This is a genomic window from Thermocladium modestius (assembly GCF_055398215.1).
In genome coordinates this window covers 284,619-303,467 of record NZ_AP043731.1, presented here as the reverse complement: position 1 = coordinate 303,467, position 18,849 = coordinate 284,619, and the positions used below count along the sequence as shown (strand labels likewise).

Genomic DNA, 18,849 nt, shown 5'->3' with positions numbered 1-18,849 from the left:
TTATATTTGTTTATTTACACAAGCAATAAAAGGATTTTATATGGAATATCATTCCTCAAATGTGTCCTTCACCGTAAAGATAAATGATAAGGAAGTGGTTGCACATAAAGGAGATACCGTCCTAAAGCTGCTCGAAAACAATGGGGTTTATGTACCTCATGTATGTTATAATCCTTACTTGGGCCCGTTAAGGACATGCGATACATGCGCGGTGGAAGTAAATGGAAAGATAGTGAGGGCTTGCGATACGCTAGTGGATCAAGGCATGGTCATAAATACCGATACCGCTAGGGCAATCAGCGCGAGGCAAAAAGCATTTGGGGCTATCTTGAGGAACCACGAACTGTATTGCACACTTTGTGATAATAATGTTGATTGCGAGCTTCACGAGGCCGTGTCCAAGCTGGGTATATATTCGCAACACTTCGTCCCGAAACCCTATGACGTAGATGATTCGAATCCATTCTATGTATATGATCCCAAGCAGTGCATCTTATGCGGCAGATGCGTTGAGGCGTGTCAAGACGTGGTGGTCAATGAGGTGATAAGGATTGACTGGGGAGCCAATCCTCCTAGGGTTGTGTGGAGTAATGGAAAGTCAATAGATTACTCCTCCTGCGTGTCTTGCGGCACTTGCGTCACCGTGTGCCCGGTAAATGCATTGATGGAGAAGTCAATGCTGGGCGAGGCTGGGTATTTCACGGGCATTAAGAAGGAAACCAAGGAGAAATTGATATCAGCATTGAAGGCCGGGGAAAAGAGTTTTTCTCCCTTCGTGCTGGTCAGCGATATAGATAAGCAATTGAGGAAATCCCTGATAAGGAAGACCAAGACGGTATGCACGTTCTGCGGAACTGGTTGTTCATTTGAGGTATGGACAAAGGGCAGGAAGATTCTCAAGGTGGAACCAAAGCCGGAGTCCCCGGCCAATGGGATAGCCACTTGCGTGAAGGGGAAGTTCGGCTTGGACTTCGTTAACAGCGGCGATAGGCTTACTAAGCCATTAATTAGGGAGGGCAATCACTTCAGGGAGGCGACTTGGGAGGAGGCCCTTTCCCTGGTGGCCAAGAGGTTGATGGAGATAAGGGATAAATACGGCTCCGACTCCATAGGGGTAATAGCTTCCTGCACGTCCTCCAACGAGGAGGGATATTTAGCCCAAAAGTTCGCCAGGCAAGTAATAGGCACCAACAACGTGGATAACTGCGCGAGGTATTGCCAAGCCCCGGCCACTACGGGGCTGATAAGGACGGTGGGATACGGGGCGGACAGCGGTTCATCCGACGACCTAGCCTGCGCTGACTTGATAATATTGATGGGCACAAACACTGCCGAGGCTCATCCGGTGATAGCTGGCAAGATAAAGAGAGCTCATAAGCTTAACGGCAAGAAGCTGATCGTCATAGATGTGAGACGACATGAAATGGCGGAGAGGGCGGACTTATTCGTGACCCCCAAGGTGGGGACCGACATCGTATTATTGAACGGGATAGCCAAGTACATAATAGATAAGGGATGGGAGGACAAGAAGTTCATAAGCGAGAGAACGGTGGGATTTGAGGATTATAGGAAAAGCCTTGATGAGTACACCTTGGACTACGTGGAGGAGGTCACGGGGATTAGCAAGGACATAATTATCAAGATGGCCGAAATGATACATGAGAGCAAGGGAGTTGCAATAGCCTGGGCAATGGGCATCACCCAGCATCAAGACGGCAGCGAGACATCCACTGCTATATCTAACTTGCTATTGTTGACGGGAAATTACGGCAAACCATGCGTCGGGGCATTTCCATTGCGGGGCCACGCCAATGTTCAAGGTGTCAGCGATGTGGGGGCGCTCTACAACTTCCTTCCAGGGTATCAATCCTTGAACGACGAGGAAATAAGGAGGAGGTTCGAGGAGGCATGGAATTGTAAGTTACCAAGGAACCCCGGCATACCCAGTACAGAGATGGTCGACGCCATATTGGATGGAAGGATACACGCCATGTATATAATGGGGGAGGACAAGGTATTGGCGGACTCCGATCAAGCAAAGACAAGGGAGGCATTGGGCAAGCTCGATTTCTTGGTGGTGCAGGACATGTTCATGACAGAGACAGCCAAGTATGCGCATGTAATACTACCAGCGGCGGCATTCTTGGAGAAGGATGGCACATTCATCAACACGGAGCGGAGGATACAGAGGTTCTATAAGGCCATGGAGCCCCTCGGCGAATCCAAGCCCGATTGGGAGATAATCCAGGCACTGGCCAATAAAATGGGATATGGATGGAACTACTCTCATCCCTCCGATATAATGAAGGAGATCTCCGAATTAGCCCCAATATTCGCCGGAGTGACTTATGATAGATTGAATGGGTTCAAGAGTCTCCAGTGGCCCGTCAGGAAGGATGGCGCTGACACTCCATTTCTATACAAGGATGATTTTCCGCTTCCCGGCGGTAAGGCTAGGTTCTATGTAACCAAGACAGTGATTGCGGCTGAGACGGACGAGGAATACAACCTATACCTTGTGAACGGCAGGATGTTGGAGCACTTCCATTGGATGCACATGACGGGTAAATCAACGGGCATAATGCACAAGGTTCCGGAAACGTTTCTAGAGGTTCCTCCCGAATTGGCAGAAAGGCTGGAGTTAAAGAATGGGGATACGGTTATGGTTAAATCCAGGGTTGGAAAGTTAAAGACCAAGGTGTTGATATCCAACAGGGTCTCCGGCAATAGGGTATTCCTCTCCATACATGATAACAAGGATTCCAATGTAAATTTGGTCACGCTTGATGAAAGGGACCCAACGGCCAAGACTCCCGCCTATAAGGAGACCCCAGTCAAGATAGAGAAGCTAGCATCGTGCCAGTCATGCGAGCCCCCTCTTCCCAAGTGGAATCCCAGGAACTCCGAGAGGACTCCCCAGGTGGGGGTCAAGGTGGAGGAGAAGTGGGCTAGGAAGGATTACATCAAGGTGATAGATGAATGACCGAGGAAGCGGAAATAGATAAGATCCTTGATCTGGCGAAGAAGTTGGTGGACTCAGGGCTGCTTGACGTGGCGGCGGCAGTCTTGGATAACAAGGAGGAAATATTGTCCGAGATAGCCGATTGGCTTCAGAACAATGGGAGCCTTTTGAAGAACTTCTCCACGGTATTCTCAGCGTTAAGCAAATTGGACCCGGATACCATGAGGAAGGCCAGGGGGTTCAGGGACTTGGTTGTAATGCTGAACGACCCCGACGTGATGGCAGGCCTATCGTTTTTATTGAACTTCATGAAGGCTATAGGTGAGTCACTGCATGAGTGAGAGGATTAGGGTGTTGAGGTACGTGGAAGGCAAGGCCTTCCTAGATTATGATGGCATAGCTGTGGAGGAACCATTGAGGCTCACGATCGTTCACGGCGGCTCGCATAGAACAATCTACATAATGAGGACGCCCATCGATGATAGGGAATTAGCAGTGGGCTTCCTGTTCACGCAAGGCATCATAGGAGGCCTGGACGATATAGAACATATCGAGGAGAGCGGGAACTTCATGACGATATACTTGGCGAAACCCTTCAACTTGGAGCGGGAGTTCATGGTTAACTCCAGTTGCGGGGTCTGTGGTGCCGGGTCTCTTCCTGGGTTAATTCTCGGGGGTGGCTCCATAAAGGTCCATAGCAAGGTGCTTATTGAGATGCCGAGGATAATGGCTGCCCGCCAGAGGATATTCTCGGAGACCGGCGGCCTACATGCGGCTGGCGCATTCAACGCCTATGGCGATCCATTGTTCGTGGAGGAGGACGTGGGGCGGCACAACGCTGTGGATAAGTTGATAGGAAAGTTATTGATAGCAGGCATTGATCCGAGAAGCTTGATATTGCAGGTGAGCGGGAGGGTTGGTTATGAGATAGCCGAGAAGGCTGCCATTGCTGGGTTTCCCATTATTTCGGCGATTTCTGCGCCAACCACGTCCGCCGTTCAATTGTGTGAGCTAGCCGGCATATCGCTGGTGGGATTCGTGAGGGGCAGCAAGCTCAACGTATATTCACATCCAGAGAGGATAATGGATGTACCGCGTTAAATCGCTGACCTCATCATGATCATTCATGGAATAAAAGTCACGCCCTGTCGCTGTTAGTGATCCCCCATGGCTAACCAATCTTAGCGGATTAACCAGTAGGTTGTTATATGTCGCAGATATGTCGCAGACAGTCTCCTGGCTGGTTCTTCCTGGCTGGTTCTTGTTAAATGCATCGATGTCGCTGTCTATTGTGATGGGAATTGCAATAGTTGCTGAGCCCCATCCTTTAATTCGTGTTCTTCAAGCACGTGGATTTCACTGGATTTAGGAAGCGCGTTGCTTAATCATGCTTTTAGCGACCTTTATCTATGCCATTACACGCTGAATTGATGGGTATGGGGCACAAAATTAAAAAGGGCATTGGCACGCCTTATTTGAGGAGCCGGGTCGTCTAGTGGTCAAGGATGGTGGGCTCTGGACCCATCGACCCCGGTTCGAATCCGGGCCCGGCTACCAAGGAGTTATAGTTATATCTATTTTTATGAAAGTTTAGGAGGAGCGGAAGGTCTATTCTGCGTGTTCTCTTTAATTTGGGTTTTAGGGGATGAATTAGTTAGGTCGTGACTTGATTAGGAGGTGATCCTTGTATATGGAGTTTGGGGAATCTCAGGCTTTGCGGGAAGGCAATCTCAGCAACTTAGTGCGCGGGGAGAGGAGTTAATGTCTGGGAAGGAGCGCCGTGGGGAATGTTGCGTCCGTAATTGTTGAGCAATTCGCTATTATTAGGTGGCTGATCATTATGCTCGTCATGGTGGTGCTGGGCATGTTCCACATATTGCGGGGCCCTTATTGTAGTAGGTATTGTTGGATATTTGTGCTATTGAATTGACGGACCACAACGCTTGCATGACCCACCAAGTCTCCAAGCTGCTGGGGCAGGACAGCCATTCGTAAAATGATGAATCGGCACCATCATATATCGTGAGGGCTTGTTGGTATTCAGGCGAGTGATCCGAGTTATCCGTGTTGGCGCAATTAATGGTCCACGGCACGAAGGTCCTGTATTCATTATTGACGCTCTCCAATTCTACCCACTCGCCGTATTCGCCGATAAATGTTCCATAGGCTATCGTCGATGATGTTAGCACGCCAGCGACGTAAAATGAGATCGTCTGATTCTCGTACCCGCCGAAGAACTCGGCACCGGGGAAGTACTTGCTAAGCGTTGGACTGGTCAAGTCATATATAACATATCGTTCAGTAACTACAAACGTGGTATCGCCACGTGAAAATCCCTCCCTCGCCGTGCCCTCCCTTATTACCACCTCTCTAAGGCCCGCATCCAATTCCGCGTTGTCACCGCGTATTAGGATGCCTATGTTGGATATATTACCATGAGCATGCACGGCAAGCAATGCATAGTAATCGAAATTGCCTAGCATCACTATTAATGAATAATTATATATGCCGTGGATTGCCAAGGCCTTAGCAATGAGGCTTGCTAAATCGCCCGCCTCATGCGTTTCATTATAGGGCGGCGATGTGTAATTTATGAACTCCACCGAGTAATGATTTACTGCCCTAAAGGATGCCCCTTTATAAACTGTATTGATTGAACTAAATGGATCGATGAACGCTGCTAAAATCAATACGAAAAGGACCCACATTAAAGCCACGCTCATCAACAACATGATGCCCACCCGATTCATGTAGTTTTTACCGCGATGAGGCGCGTGCATTGTTCTTACCTCTTTCGTAGCTACTCTACAACTTGAATGTTTTTAAATATTGAAGAAAGTCTGTTTAACAGACTTGTCAATCCTCAATAGAATATAGGCCGGTATTTATTTTTGTATATTATAATTGATTGTGAAGATAGATTAAATGGAGCGAGTGGATCCTGCCTGGCAAGGATGCGATTGGGGCGGGGTGAGGTTGTAAGCTGTTATCAATTCTTAGGGCTAGGTTGCCCGCCCGCTCATATCGGTCATGCCTTGCTTATCTTGACTGGTACTACCTTGTACTCAGGCATCTTGGCGTACTTATCCACGTGCTCCACCCCGACCAAATTATTCACAATCGCCTCGACGAAGTGGAACGTGGAGAAGACCACTCCTCGCGGTACTTTATCCGTGACAATTGCCTTTGCGGTTATTGCTCCCTGCCTCGCCTCAATTCTAATGAGCTCCCCGCTCCTGATCCCTAGCCTGGCGGCGTCATCTGAGTTTATCTCTATTAGGGGCTCCGGGTATTCCCGTGATAGTATGTTGGATTCCCGGGTTAAGACCCCGGAGTGCCAGTGATAGTAGCTCCTCCCCGTGGTGAGTATGAATGGGTAGTCATTGTCCACCCACTCGCTCGGCGCCGTCCACTCCACCGGGACGAGATCGGCCATTCCCCGTGGAAATCCCCCCTCATATAATCTCCTAGTCCCGGGGTGGCCACGCGATGGCACTGGCCATTGTAGCCCATAGTTCTCCAGCGCCTCGTAGGTCACCCCCGCGTATTGAGGAACTAGCCTGCTTATCTCCGACATGACGTCGCGGGGAGAACCGTAATCGAACCCCCTCAACCCCAAGGCATTGGCAAGCATTACTATTATCTCCCAATCCGGCTTGGCCTCCCCCGGCGGTTCCCTGGCCTTCCTGATCAATTGGATTCTCCTCTCCGTGTTCGTTATGGTTCCCTCCTTCTCCATGAATGAAGCGGCGGGCAGGATTAGGGTGGCATGCTTGGCCGTCTCCGTCATGAATAGGTCCTGCACTATAACGAACTCCGTCTCCTCCAAGGCCTTGGGGACATCCGCGGCGCAAGCCTCCGTTATTGCTGGGTTCTCTCCCATTATGTAAAACGCCTTAACCTTGCCGCTCACGCCGGCCTTGAACATCTCGGTTAAGTAAAGCCCCGGCTTATCGCTTATCTTGAATCCCCAAGCTTCCTCGAACTTAGCCCTGCCTTGATCCCACACCCTCACATAGCCTGGCAGGAAATCGGGCAGCGCAGCCATATCGCTGGAGCCTTGCACGTTGCTGTGGCCCCTCAAAGGCGCGACACCAGTCCCCCTCCTCCCCACGGCGCCCAGTATAAGCGCTAGATCGGCCACCGCCATTACGTTCTCCGTCCCATGCTCGTGCTGTGTTATTCCCATGGCATAGAACATCATAAGTTTGCCCCCAGCAATTATCTCAGCCGCTCTCCGCACCATCTCAGGCGCAACCCCCGTTATGTCAGCCACCTTCTCCGGGTTGTACTTCTCAACCACCCTAGCGTACTCCTCGAATCCCCTCACCTTATCGAGCATTGATTTATCAAAGAGCCCCTCCTCTATCACAACGTGGGCCAGCGAGTTGAGCAGCGCTATATCGGTTCCGGGCCTGTGCCTGAGCCATACGTCAGCCATGGTGGCCAGCTTTATGCCTCGGGGGTCCGCCACTACCAGCTTAAGCCCCCTGGCCCTATTCCTTATTATGCGCGCCCCTATTATGGGGTGCTGCTCCGTGGTGTTGGATCCTATAATGAATGCTGCATCTGCCTCATCTATATCGTCTATGCTGGCGGTCATGGCGCCCGCGCCCAGCGTCCTAATCAATCCCTCTATAGTGGTGGAGTGACAGCTTCTGGCGCAGTGATCCACGTTGTTGGTGCCGAAGGCCCTGGCCAATTTCTGCATCAAGTAATTCTCCTCGTTGGTTGCCTTGGCTGAGCTTATGAATGCAACTGAATCAGCTCCATATTCCCTCCTGATTCTGGTCAATTCCTCCGCCGCTATCCTAATGGCCTCCTCCCAGGATATGGGCGCGAAGCCTGACTTGGTGCGAAGAAGGGGCCTCGTCAATCTATTGGGCGAGGTAACGAATTCCATACCTTTCCATCCCTTCACGCACAGCGTTCCCTTATTTATGGGATGATCAGGATCCGGCGTGATCCTCACGGTTCCCCCCAGGTCCTGCACTATTATGCCGCAGCCCACGCCGCAATAGGGGCAAATGGTCCTGGCAGTTCCCATGAGTTATTTTGTTCAAACTAGTTAATAAATATTGATATATAACAATGTTTTTCAATTCATTAGGTAATGCTTTTATTTAGGATCTGCAATAGATATGCAATGAGATATTATTTATTGAGGAGGGAGGATTTGCCCAGGTACGTGGACTTTTTGATGAAGCTTGGATTCCGAGTGATTGCTCCAAAGGTGGAGGGAGGTGCGCTGGTTTACGGTTATTTGAGTAAGGGAGAGGAGTTCGTGGACGCTGTTCCCACGTTCTTTGCAAAGCCCTTCATGGGAAAGGAAAGCATATTCGATTTGAATTCGTCGTCTCTTCCCCCCACCATATACTTCACGAGGTCCTGCGAGGCGGCAGGGGTAGGCATGCTGGACGACGTCAGATTGAAGGGTCCATTCGTGGATGCCATCTATATGAAGAAGAGGAAATCCATAAAGCTGGCCAACTTGGCATGTACTCGGTCCTGCTCCCCCAAGGCCTTCTGCGGCAGCTTGCAAGGACCGAGGCTCGAGTCTGGCTTCTCGATGCAGTTAACCGATGTGGGGGGTGATTACTTCGTTGAATTGAATGATGATGAATTGCCCGCGGCCGACTTCATGAGGCCCGCCGGCGCCGAGCTGCTGGGGAAGGCGCGTGAAGCGGTCCGTGGAGTGTTGAGCGAGCAAGCTAAGGTATCCTTGGACTACGAACTTAAATGGAATGATGCAATATGGAATGAATTGGCGGGCAAATGCATAGAGTGCGGCGCATGCACCCTGGCTTGCCCCACTTGCTTCTGTTACTCCGTGGATTATAGGGATTGGAGCAGGCAGGAGGATAGTTGCCTATGGGCTGGCTTCACCAGGATGGCCGGCGGGAATCCGCGTCAATCCCTGGAGGCAAGGCTCAAGCAGCGATTCTATCACAAGCTGGAGTATCATAGGGATCGCTATGGCTACATCCTGTGCACCGGGTGTGGGCGATGCACTATGGCCTGCCCCGTGGACATTGATATTCGATCCATAATGACCCGCTTCTCAAGGGTGAGTGGAAGTGATTGATAAGGGAATGGCCAAGCTAGAGACCTTAATACCGCTGAGGAGCAGAATAGTTTCCAGGAAGGAGGAATCCCTCGATACAGTCACCTTGGGATTTGATAGGTCCCTTCCCTCGGCCATGCCGGGGCAATTCATAATGGCATCCACAACAGATGGAGAAGTGCCCATATCGCTTGCAGGGGAGAACCTGATCACGTTCAAGAGGGTGGGCAGGACGACGGGTAAGCTACATGGATTAGGCGTGGGCGATTTCATTGGGATCAGGGGTCCCTATGGAAACTCCTGGCCAAGCAAATACGATAGTTACGTAATTCTGGCGGGCGGCATAGGAATACCTCCCATAAGGTTCTTCATGGATCGCTATGCCGGCCGCAAGGATATAACGTTGCTATATGGAGCTAGGAATCCAAGCGAGATAATATACAGGGAACTATTAATGGAGGAATGGCCTCGTAAGGCAAATGTATTGGTGACCGTGGATAGGGGAGATGAGGGGTGGAGGGGTAATGTGGGGGTCGTCACGTCTTTGCTGAATAAGGTTAAGTTGAGGAGCGGGGAGGCGGCCTTGATAATAGGACCGGAGGTGATGATGATGCATGCCGTGAAGGATTTATTGGGTATGGGCATGGATCCCGGCGATGTGTACCTATCGCTGGAACGGCACATGGAGTGCGGCGTCGGCTTTTGCGGTCACTGCAATATAGGCAAGCATTACGTTTGCGTTGATGGTCCCATATTCAGCTATAAGGAAATCAAGGGGGAGTTGGCCAGGGAGGGATGGCCGGTAATAGGTTAAGCCGCAGTTCCAGTTAAATGAAAGGCAGCTTGAGTTCCTTCATGTCTAGCTGGGATCACTCAAGCGAGGCGCTTATTTTTCTTCCGTCGAATGCCATGGATCCAAAGAATTTCTTGTATAGATATATGTTGGCTACATTCACCGCCAATGCTAGTGTGAAGGGAATGGGTATGGGCAAGTAATCCAACATCGCGCCGGACGCCGTGGTGGACACCGCGGATGGAAAAAGCCTTGCCGCTTGGTTCACTCCAGCAGTTGTGGAACGCGCCTCCCTGCTAACCAACCCCATCATCAATGATTGCTGGGCCGGCAGCGCAGCGACCCTGAACATAACGAAGGCCAAATATGCCATCACGGCGATAATCAAGTCATTGCTGAGGGGCAGATATCCGATGAAGGGCAGCGCCACTAATGCCGCCGTGGATATGGTTCTCGTCACTATTATTGCATTAACGAACCCCATGCGCTGCGTCAATGTGGGGGTGGCCAATGACATGAGCGCTGCCCCCACTCCGCCTAGGAAGAATATGTTGCTGACCATGCCCTTGGTAGCGTGGAAGAGCAGTTCGAATAATATGGGAAGGAACGGCGTCACCAATCCTTGCCCAGTGCCGTTTAACACGCCCACTGCGGCGAACATCTTCATGACCTTCCTATCCCTCTCGCCACTTCTCCCGTCCCTCGTTTTGGTGATTTTTCTGGGCCTATAGTCATCCTTTATTGGCGCGATGGCGATCAACGATATAGAGGATAGGATCAATGATATTGTGAATGATTCCGAATACCCCAGGTGAACCATCAATACGCCGGCCGCCCCAGCCAAGCCGGAGCCCACGTTGAGGAGCGAGTAGGTCATCGTTCTCTCGCTATCCTTAGTCTTATCGGCCAGTATGGCGGTCATCATGGGCGCCACCACTGCGCCTACGCTGCCGCTGGCCAACGCGCCCGCCGTGCCGAAGCCCCCAAGCGCGGCTGCCACAAGGAGCAAACCGTAATTCCTGGTAAGCAATAATATGGCGGTGGCTGTTGGAAGCATTGCCGTGGCCAGCATCAACATGTTTTTCCTGCCGTATTTATCGCCCAGCCTCCCGAAGTAGAGCGATAGCGCGGGGGCGGTGAATGCGCCGACTCCGAAGAATATTCCTATTAATGTCAGGGATAGGTGGATCACGTTGTATAAATAGAGGCTGGTGGCTATGCCCAGCGCTCCTGCTGCCATGCTTCTAAGAACCCTTGATGCTAATATTAGCAATATATCTCTATCCATGCTAGGGAGAAAATTAACTGCTTAAAAAATTTATCGATATCGAATACATTATCGGAACACGAACGGCGGCCTTCACACCCTCACCGCCTCCAACCTGGCGTTCCTGAAGAATGCGTAGAACAAGGCGGTGGCCAAACTATAGAGGCCCGCGGTTATGAAGAATGGAGAATATAGGTTCCCCTCCCCGAACAAGTAACCCCCTATGGATGGGCCGGCCGCCCTGGGTATCGAGCTGAGGAGATTTATGAAGCTGGTGGCGCTGGCTCTTCTATTCTCGGGCATCAGCTTCAATATCATGGAGCTCAACAATGGATTACCCATGTTCATCAATGCATTCCGCACGACGAAGATGGCGCTGGCCGCCGGGAAAGTCGGCGAGAAGGGCAGTGCAATTAATAAAGCTATGGCGCTCACGTGAGTTAGCACTATTGCCTTCACGGTGCCCACCCTGGCCGCCAATCTAGGCGCTGCCAGCACCGTCAACGCCAGGGTTAGATCGGATAAGGCGAAGACAGGGCTCATGTCGCGGGCGGATTCATTGAACCTCAGCTCGAACCATAATGACATGAGAGGGATAACTATCCCGGCGCCCAGCCCGATAACCGCCTCCGTGGAGAATTTGCCCATGGTAATATCTACCTTAAACGACGTGTGCCCGGACCCCTTGTAATTCTCGCTAACCATGGATATGAGCAGCAATGACGTGAATGCTATTCCGGAGTCGACTAGGAAGATGAACCTTATTGGAACTCCGAGCGGAAGCAATGCGCCGATGAAGGATGATACTATGGAAAGGGAATTCATCAAACTCAAGTCCCCCTCCACGTTCCTGGTCTTCTCCGCCAGCATCGCATTAACCAAACCTCCTCCTCCCCACGATGATGAGAAGATATAGGCGTAGGGGATCTTCATGAAGAGGAAGAGAAAGGAAACCGCAGACACCAACCTGCTTATCAACGCGTATCGCTTTCTCCCGTGCGCATCAGCCAATATCGAGAAGGCAAATGCCAGCGATGAGGAAAACACTATGGATGCCGAGAGAAGCAAGCCGACGTAGAAGGGAGGAAGGCCCAATTGCGTCAAGTATATGGGCACCACTATCGTGTTGGCCCCCCAAGCAACTCCGGATATGGAGGACGATGACACTAAAAGCAACTCCTCTTTATTCATTCGCGCATTTGCCTGTCCATTCCATGGATTTAATAAGTTTGCCCTTATGTTTTAATGTTGTGGTTATCGAACATCGCGTCCATGCTGGGAAATAATCTATTTGTCTGACCTCCTCCCCGCCCTTTAGGGGGTTCCCCCGGGGTCTTGGGGGTTACGCCCCCTTGGCGCTACTCCGTTTCCCCTACTGGTATTGGGGTAGTCGGCCCCAGCCCCCCATCCTCAGAGAGTCGACCAGCAAGAAACAAAAAACCGACAAAACATGACCTGAAAACACACCCCAGCCCCTAGAAGGAGCGAGGCCTGCCCCATCTCTTATCAGAAAAAGAAGAGCGAAGCTTCATGGCTTTAATTTCTTCAACTAAAGGTCAGGTTGCAATCACATAACCAACCTAGTGGCCTCGTCCACGGCCTTGGCATTCCTTCGTATCAACGGGGCCAATGCAGACACGAATATTATCAATAAGCCGAACACGTACCTAAGGCCTATGAGATCCGCGAGCGTTCCAGTCAGCATTGGAGTAACTATGCCCACCAGGCTCATTACGGCGAAGAATTGGCTGTTGGCTGCGTTTCTCTCCTCGGGCTTGAATGTCCTGCTTATTGATATCAGGGACAAGGGGTATGTCAAGCCATGGGGGAAGCCGAGCACCAGCAATGCTATTGCTAGCTCAATTAGGCTTCCGGCCACGGTCATGAGCAGTAAGCCAAGCACGGTCATCGATATGGAAATCGCCATGTGAGCCCAAACACCTCCTATGGGCCTAACGGATAGGTAAAGCCTAGCCAATAGGGATGTGATGAAGAACAGAGAAAAGAGCCCCGTCGCCTCGGAGTAACTTGCATGGAACTGGGAGACGGCGTATATGCCGCCGAATGCGGTCAGCGTGGAGAAAGGTATGTTATAGGCCAGTATGTTGTACGTCGCCGTCTTGAATCCTGGGTTGGAGATCACCTTTGAGGCCCCGCTCCGCTGCTCCTCGCCCTCCGGGAACTTTATCAAGGGGGACATCGCCGCCACCAACGCGCCGAAGGGGGCAAAGAAGAGAAACGATGATCTCACGCTGAAGTGCTGCAGTATTGCGGACTCGATGGCGGGGCCCACCACCAAGCTAACGCTGAGCGAGAGCGTGTAAATGGATAGCAAGCGTTCCCTGGCCTTCCTGTCCGGAAGCATCCCCGCCGACGTTATTATGTTGGGCATTATATTGCCCATGACAACCCCGGCCACTGCGGATAATATCCATAGAGATAATGGGGTGGCCAGGTAGAATAACGGCAGTATTATGGCGTAGCCCATCGATGATATCATGAAGATCCTCCTGCGTTCCCCAGAGTTCAGCCTAGCATTAATCAAGCTGCTTGCCAAGAACGTGCCCAACCCCATCAAGGCGGATAGCGCGCCTATTTCCGTGTTATTATATCCAAGGAAATACCTGGCCAGTAAGGGCACAGTAGTCATGGCCATGTTGTTGCTGGCCCTCATGGCAAAGGTCATTGTGACTATTATGAGCAACACCAACAAGAAATTCGCTTCGTTGCTCTTGATCTTCATGTCAATGCATCGTTGATGATCAGCTTTTAAAGCTTCGTATCTATTTCCCTCGCCTGCGCAGGAGCATGGATATCGCCAGCACCAATATGCCGATGCCCACCAGAGCAGCTATGCGAGGCGCATCGTATCCGTAATCTATTAGAAAGCTGCGGGCCAGCCTATACCCGGTTGAATCCTCGACTATCAGGGTTAGATTGTTGATGCCCATGTCCGTGAAATTTGCGATAATCTCGCTCCCAGTTCCAATCACGCGGCCATTCATTAACCACTCCACTTTATATGGCGGGACCCCGCCCATCGCCGTTGCCGTTCCCTTGACCGCATAGTCATCCAACACGAAATTGGAGATGGGAGTTATCGATACGTTTACCGTGGGATCGGGATTGACAATTAACTCGATCTCCCGCTCGACGGAGTATCCTGCGGAGTCCGTCAGAACTATTGTCAAGTTATGTTGGCCCGCTCCGGGCAATATAGGTTGTGATATGTTTATGAGAGACCCATCCAAGAAAGCGCTCACTTCGTATGGCGGGGTTCCATTGTATCCATTAGCGATCACGGAGATCGATTCCCCGTAATCTATATTGGATGCATTTATTGATGTTGATAACGTGGGGTCAGGATTAACCTTCAAGTCGGTTGTCCAATTAACGGCGTAGCCGCCTCTATCATGCATTATCACCTCGATTACGTGAATGCCGGGCTCTATTGCCTCCAGGGGGTACGTCACCTCGTTTGCTGCAGTGATTTGCCCGGCCAGGCTGCCATTATTCATTACATAAAAGGTGTATGGTGGTTCCCCCGCGGTTCCGCTTAAGTTAAGGTATATTGTTTGCCCAGCATCTGTCTCGCTTGTGCTGATGGAGTGCCTAAACAATGGATCTGGAACCACATCTATTACGCCGCTGCTTGTCTTAATCGTGGAGCCCCGAGAATCCATCACGGTTATTTCGTAGTTATACTTCCCGATAGCCAAGCCGCCTGTATTCAGCTGGAATGAGTGTGCGGCATAGGTAGTGGCGTATCTTTCCGCGATCGATCCATTAAGAAATAGATAATAAGTATATGGCGGCGACCCCCCGCCCACCAATGCAGATGCGTTGACGATTTCGCCGACCCCCTCGTCCACGGTAGCGTTGGGGATATCTTGGCCTAACAAGGTTAGTCTAACTATGAATGGAATGCCCAGCTTAGCGGCGCCGGGAACCAACGTCACTCCTCCATCCGCATAATGAATGTTTGCTCCATAGCTGGTCTCGGCGGTGTCGCTGCCAAATGCATATATTGACTTGGGCTCTTCATAAGTTCCATTTACTATGTAGAGCAATCTAAGGGATGCATTTATATCGCCCAACACGGCCTCCGAGGCATTTCCATCCCCAACAATTACCAGCTCCGCATCGTAATAAGATGGACCTGACCCCACCAATCGATAACCGTTCACCTCTATTGCGGCGGATGAAATGTTGGGGACAGCTATTGTTACGTTATCATACGTGGTCAAGTTATTTTCAACGCCATACGCGAAATGAACCATCACCGAGTCATTACCCCGCTGTATCCATGTGATCAACCTCACGTGAAATGGCAGGGAGTAGCTTTGATTTAAGTAGGGAAAGGCATAATAGTTTCCGATCGATGATGATGATAAGACTGTTCCCATTCCCCTCACAGTGTCGTTGCTCAACCCTCCGCTTCCGGTCAAGTTCCATATATTATCTATGGCGTAGTACGTCATGGATGATGTATCGATGGCAATTACGTTCTGGAGCCAGTAATCGTATTCCTTACCGTTTGTTGAATTCACGGCCAGCACCACGTTTAATTGAAGCGAGGCGGCGTGGGGAGGCGCGGCTCCCATCGGCTTGCTTTCATTAACGTAGATGGAATAAATGGAGGCTTCCCCCACCGCCCCATTTGCCAATTCCTCATATGGAATGAGGGTTCCCGATTCATTCAATATGCCGTAATCTGCCAATCCAAGGGGCGCGGGAGGGTTGATATATGATAGGAAGGGATTTACCGGTATCGTGCCATACGAGTAGAGGATCGCCGCAGATGAATTGCCCGGATTCTCTATTATCAGGTACCAATTCCCAGGCCCGATCTCCCTACTTCCGCTCAGATTCACTCCAATATAGGGCTTGCCCCATTTGCCTTCCCCGAACTGTGTTTGATTCACTATGTATGCCTCTATCGTGGTGTTGGAAGATATGTTGAACCAGAGCTCGTAGCCGTCCCAGTAATCGCTTATATTTATCGGCAATGACGTGCCCGCCCCAATCACTGCTTGGGAGGCATGTATTAGGGTGGCCACCGCCAATGCCATTATTGATGCAATTATTATTGCCTTAATCATTGCCTCAGCCTCCCATACACGCTGAGGAGCTCGAGGCCCACCTTTATCCCCATATCGGCCTCAGGGATATTCAAGCCATTCAGGAATGCCATTAATTCCCCCTCCTGGCCCAGGCCTAGAAATGGTATTGATGCCTCCATTATCCTGGAGAGAGTCCCGGTTGCTTGGTACAGCCTCCTCAGCTTATCTATGTTTACCTTCAGCCAAGATAGCGTGATTCTCCTAGTGAATGGATTATATGAACCAGCGGAGAACGCGGCGCCTACGTCTTGCCGCTTCACGTCGCCTGACAGCAATAATCCAAGCGCCAATCCATATTCGGAGGGGTCCCGTATGCTCATCATCGATAAAAGAACCTTGACTTTATCCTCATCGTTTTTCAACTTGAAGTAGAGCGAGGCAAGGGTCTCGAAGGGCCTCTCGCCCACCACGGCGTAGGCAGTGGCTACTGCCCTCCTCATGTTTGGGTCAATCGATTCAAACCTGGATACATCGCTCGCCAGCCTTTTAGCGTACTCATCATCTACTTGAGCCAATCTATTGGCCACTATACCCCTTAAAAGCGCACTGTTGGGGTCTCTTCTCCCCTCCAACAGCCGCAGCTGGGCTCCGTGAAACTCCGCGCTGTGGGGGCGTATAGATACATTTATGGCGAATAGCGTGGATAATTGGGAGGAGACTTCCCATGCAGGCAAGTAATCCTCCTCCTCGTGGAATTTCGTTATGAAGGATAGATAATCCTTGAGCTTCACGCTGCCCTGAAGCAGGTTGGCATATATGTCGCTGACGATTCCCCACCTATCTATCGCCGTCTTGCTTGCCTTTAACGCGGCATCCCAATCCCAATACCGTGCCCTATAGAAACCCGTCTGGTCGATGTTCAGCTTAAACGATGAAATGCTTCCCCCTATTGTCAAGTCCCCCTCCATTAATTGGGCTTGCTTGTCTCCATTCAAGTAATACGTAAGCGGCACCGGCCACTTGCCCTCCTCATCCCCGGCCAGCTTGAATCTGGCCTGCTTGAGCTTGATTCCATCGCTTCCCAGCGATGCTGAGATGACTGGGTACCCGGCCTTGGTGATCCATGCCTCCATTATCTTAACGACGGGCTTTCCAGATGCCTCCTCCAGGCTCTTCCATAGGTCCTCCGCAGCGGCGTTGGAGTATTCATGGGCTTTCAAGTACTTCCTGAGTCCATTACGGAAATCCCCCTCTCCCAAGAAGGCCTCCATCATGCGTAGGACGCTGGCTCCCTTACCGTAACTTATCTCATCGAATATTTGCTCTATCTCCTCCTCCTTATTGACAGGAACATGTATGGGGTGCGTCGTGGAGAGGGAGTCCCTCATCATGGCTCCCCCGGTCTCGTTGAGGAGGAAATCATACCAATGCCTCCACTCGGGGAATAGCGTATCTATTGCCTTATAGCTCATGAATGTGGCGAAGCTCTCGTTCAGCCATAAATCGTCCCACCACCTCATTGTAACTAAGTCGCCGAACCATTGATGGGCCAGCTCATGCGCCACCACCTCGGCCACCCTCCTCCTCTCTCCCTCGCTGCTGTTCTCGTCCGCCAGCAGCGCGGTTTCCCTGAACGTTATGGCGCCCCAATTCTCCATGGCTCCAGCGGCGAATTCCGGCACCGCTATTAGGTGGAGCTTGGGCAATATATATGGTATATTGAAGTAATCCTCATAATACTTTATGACCTTCTTGGCCACGTCCAAGGCAAACAACCCCCTCTTGGCCTTGCCGGGCGGCGTCGCCACAATAACGTCTATGTTGCCCAGTCTATCCCGCACCTCTTCGAATTTGCCTATTCCTAGATATAATAGATATGTGGACATCTTGGGGGTTTCCTGGAACTCTATGACTTTCTTGCCTCCCTCCTCCATTACCCGGGCAGGAGGCATGTTAAATATAGCATCCAAGTCCTTATCTATCTTTATGGTTACCTTGAAGATGGCCTTATATGCAGGGTGATCTATGCATGGAAACATCCTCCTAGCCCCCGTCGCCTCGAATTGAGTCGTTATCATGTAGCCCCCCTCATATGGAGCCCTATAGATGCCCATCAATAGGTCCGGCACCTTCCCCTCGAACTCTATCTCGACGCGCTCCCGCACGGGGTTCTTGATGCTTATTGCTTTGCCATCATATGAATGCTCGCCGTCGCGTCCATCTACTTTGACCCTCAAAATGGTTAGGTCCACTGCATTTATGTTAGTAACATCTTCATTACTCATATATATGGTAACGGACCCCTTATAGGATAATTTCCTATAGTCCACGTCCAAGTATAGGTCGTATTTGTTCACTTGCATTGGCGGATCATCATGCATCCCTATTAAAGGTTGCGTCAACTCATTAGAGGTCTTTAATAAAACGCCCGTCCCCGCCTTAATGGTTGAATAGAAGGAAACGTAGCCAACCTCCTCCCCGCCCTTTAGGGGGTTTCCCGGGGTCTTGGGGGTTACGCCCCCTTTACGGGCGCTACTCCGTTTCCCCTACTGGTATTGGGGTAGTCGGCCCCAGCCCCCCATCCTCAAAGAATTAACCGAGGGGGGTGAAAAACCGACAAAACATGACCTGAAAACACACCCCAGCCCCTAGAAGGAGCGAGGCCTGCCCCATCTCTTATCACGTGGAGGGGCCTCGCCG

At 51.0% G+C, this 18,849-nt stretch carries 12 protein-coding genes and 1 tRNA gene; 6 read left to right on the top strand and 7 right to left on the bottom strand.

The annotated features are described in order from the left end of the window. Positions 1–40 precede the first annotated feature (40 nt). From fdhF (ACZ5ZS_RS01485) to ACZ5ZS_RS01470, 4 genes are all read left to right on the top strand, one after another. The gene (fdhF, locus tag ACZ5ZS_RS01485) at positions 41–2,983 is read left to right on the top strand and encodes a formate dehydrogenase subunit alpha (protein WP_188596140.1); all 2,943 of its coding nucleotides are present in this window, start codon (positions 41–43) and stop codon (positions 2,981–2,983) included. Beyond that, positions 2,980–3,303, top strand: coding sequence for a helical membrane plugin domain-containing protein (locus ACZ5ZS_RS01480; protein ID WP_188596139.1), 324 nt, complete (start codon positions 2,980–2,982; stop codon positions 3,301–3,303). Before fdhF (ACZ5ZS_RS01485) ends, ACZ5ZS_RS01480 begins: the two co-directional genes overlap by 4 nt. Further along, positions 3,296–4,063 carry a formate dehydrogenase accessory sulfurtransferase FdhD gene (gene fdhD, locus ACZ5ZS_RS01475; RefSeq protein WP_188596138.1) on the top strand — a complete coding sequence of 256 codons (768 nt, stop codon included), beginning with the start codon at positions 3,296–3,298 and terminating at the stop codon, positions 4,061–4,063. The genes ACZ5ZS_RS01480 and fdhD overlap by 8 nt, the downstream gene beginning before the upstream one ends. A 380-nt stretch (positions 4,064–4,443) precedes the next feature. Further along, positions 4,444–4,519 (top strand) — tRNA-Gln (locus tag ACZ5ZS_RS01470). Positions 4,520–4,809: 290 nt separating this feature from the next. Here the strand turns inward: ACZ5ZS_RS01470 and ACZ5ZS_RS01465 are convergent. Both ACZ5ZS_RS01465 and fdhF (ACZ5ZS_RS01460) read right to left on the bottom strand, forming a co-directional pair. After that, complete coding sequence (locus tag ACZ5ZS_RS01465) at positions 4,810–5,694, bottom strand: hypothetical protein (protein WP_188596137.1); 885 nt, start codon at positions 5,692–5,694, stop codon at positions 4,810–4,812. 296 nt (positions 5,695–5,990) lie between these two features. After that, positions 5,991–8,009 carry a formate dehydrogenase subunit alpha gene (gene fdhF / locus ACZ5ZS_RS01460; RefSeq protein WP_188596136.1) on the bottom strand — a complete coding sequence of 673 codons (2,019 nt, stop codon included), beginning with the start codon at positions 8,007–8,009 and terminating at the stop codon, positions 5,991–5,993. 99 nt (positions 8,010–8,108) lie between these two features. Here fdhF (ACZ5ZS_RS01460) and ACZ5ZS_RS01455 point away from each other — a divergent pair, with 99 nt between their 5' ends. Together ACZ5ZS_RS01455 and ACZ5ZS_RS01450 are read left to right on the top strand one after the other, a co-directional pair. Continuing rightward, positions 8,109–9,047 (top strand): 4Fe-4S dicluster domain-containing protein, encoded by a 939-nt coding sequence (locus ACZ5ZS_RS01455; protein ID WP_188596135.1) that lies wholly within the window; start codon positions 8,109–8,111, stop codon positions 9,045–9,047. Next, the gene (locus tag ACZ5ZS_RS01450; RefSeq protein WP_229657666.1) at positions 9,040–9,840 is read left to right on the top strand and encodes an FAD/NAD(P)-binding protein; all 801 of its coding nucleotides are present in this window, start codon (positions 9,040–9,042) and stop codon (positions 9,838–9,840) included. Before ACZ5ZS_RS01455 ends, ACZ5ZS_RS01450 begins: the two co-directional genes overlap by 8 nt. A gap of 55 nt (positions 9,841–9,895) precedes the next feature. Here the strand turns inward: ACZ5ZS_RS01450 and ACZ5ZS_RS01445 are convergent, their stop codons facing one another. From ACZ5ZS_RS01445 to ACZ5ZS_RS01425, 5 genes are all read right to left on the bottom strand, one after another. Further along, positions 9,896–11,107, bottom strand: a complete 1,212-nt coding sequence (locus ACZ5ZS_RS01445) for an MFS transporter (protein WP_188596134.1) — start codon at positions 11,105–11,107, stop codon at positions 9,896–9,898. A gap of 72 nt (positions 11,108–11,179) precedes the next feature. Beyond that, positions 11,180–12,277 (bottom strand): MFS transporter, encoded by a 1,098-nt coding sequence (locus tag ACZ5ZS_RS01440; protein WP_188596133.1) that lies wholly within the window; start codon positions 12,275–12,277, stop codon positions 11,180–11,182. A 376-nt stretch (positions 12,278–12,653) separates the two neighbouring features. After that, complete coding sequence (locus ACZ5ZS_RS01435; RefSeq protein ID WP_229657665.1) at positions 12,654–13,829, bottom strand: MFS transporter; 1,176 nt, start codon at positions 13,827–13,829, stop codon at positions 12,654–12,656. A gap of 40 nt (positions 13,830–13,869) precedes the next feature. Continuing rightward, positions 13,870–16,188 (bottom strand): thermopsin, encoded by a 2,319-nt coding sequence (locus tag ACZ5ZS_RS01430; RefSeq protein ID WP_188596132.1) that lies wholly within the window; start codon positions 16,186–16,188, stop codon positions 13,870–13,872. Next, positions 16,185–18,512, bottom strand: coding sequence for a M1 family metallopeptidase (locus ACZ5ZS_RS01425; protein WP_188596131.1), 2,328 nt, complete (start codon positions 18,510–18,512; stop codon positions 16,185–16,187). Before ACZ5ZS_RS01425 ends, ACZ5ZS_RS01430 begins: the two co-directional genes overlap by 4 nt. Positions 18,513–18,849: the final 337 nt, after the last annotated feature.

Coding starts and splice junctions, on each gene's coding strand:
- fdhF (WP_188596140.1), top strand. CDS start 41: ATGGAATATCATTCCTCAAATGTGTCCTTCACCGTAAAGATAAATGAT.
- ACZ5ZS_RS01480 (WP_188596139.1), top strand. CDS start 2,980: ATGACCGAGGAAGCGGAAATAGATAAGATCCTTGATCTGGCGAAGAAG.
- fdhD (WP_188596138.1), top strand. CDS start 3,296: ATGAGTGAGAGGATTAGGGTGTTGAGGTACGTGGAAGGCAAGGCCTTC.
- ACZ5ZS_RS01465 (WP_188596137.1), bottom strand. CDS start 5,694: ATGTTGTTGATGAGCGTGGCTTTAATGTGGGTCCTTTTCGTATTGATT.
- fdhF (WP_188596136.1), bottom strand. CDS start 8,009: ATGGGAACTGCCAGGACCATTTGCCCCTATTGCGGCGTGGGCTGCGGC.
- ACZ5ZS_RS01455 (WP_188596135.1), top strand. CDS start 8,109: ATGAGATATTATTTATTGAGGAGGGAGGATTTGCCCAGGTACGTGGAC.
- ACZ5ZS_RS01445 (WP_188596134.1), bottom strand. CDS start 11,107: ATGGATAGAGATATATTGCTAATATTAGCATCAAGGGTTCTTAGAAGC.
- ACZ5ZS_RS01440 (WP_188596133.1), bottom strand. CDS start 12,277: ATGAATAAAGAGGAGTTGCTTTTAGTGTCATCGTCCTCCATATCCGGA.
- ACZ5ZS_RS01435 (WP_229657665.1), bottom strand. CDS start 13,829: ATGAAGATCAAGAGCAACGAAGCGAATTTCTTGTTGGTGTTGCTCATA.
- ACZ5ZS_RS01430 (WP_188596132.1), bottom strand. CDS start 16,188: ATGATTAAGGCAATAATAATTGCATCAATAATGGCATTGGCGGTGGCC.
- ACZ5ZS_RS01425 (WP_188596131.1), bottom strand. CDS start 18,512: ATGCAAGTGAACAAATACGACCTATACTTGGACGTGGACTATAGGAAA.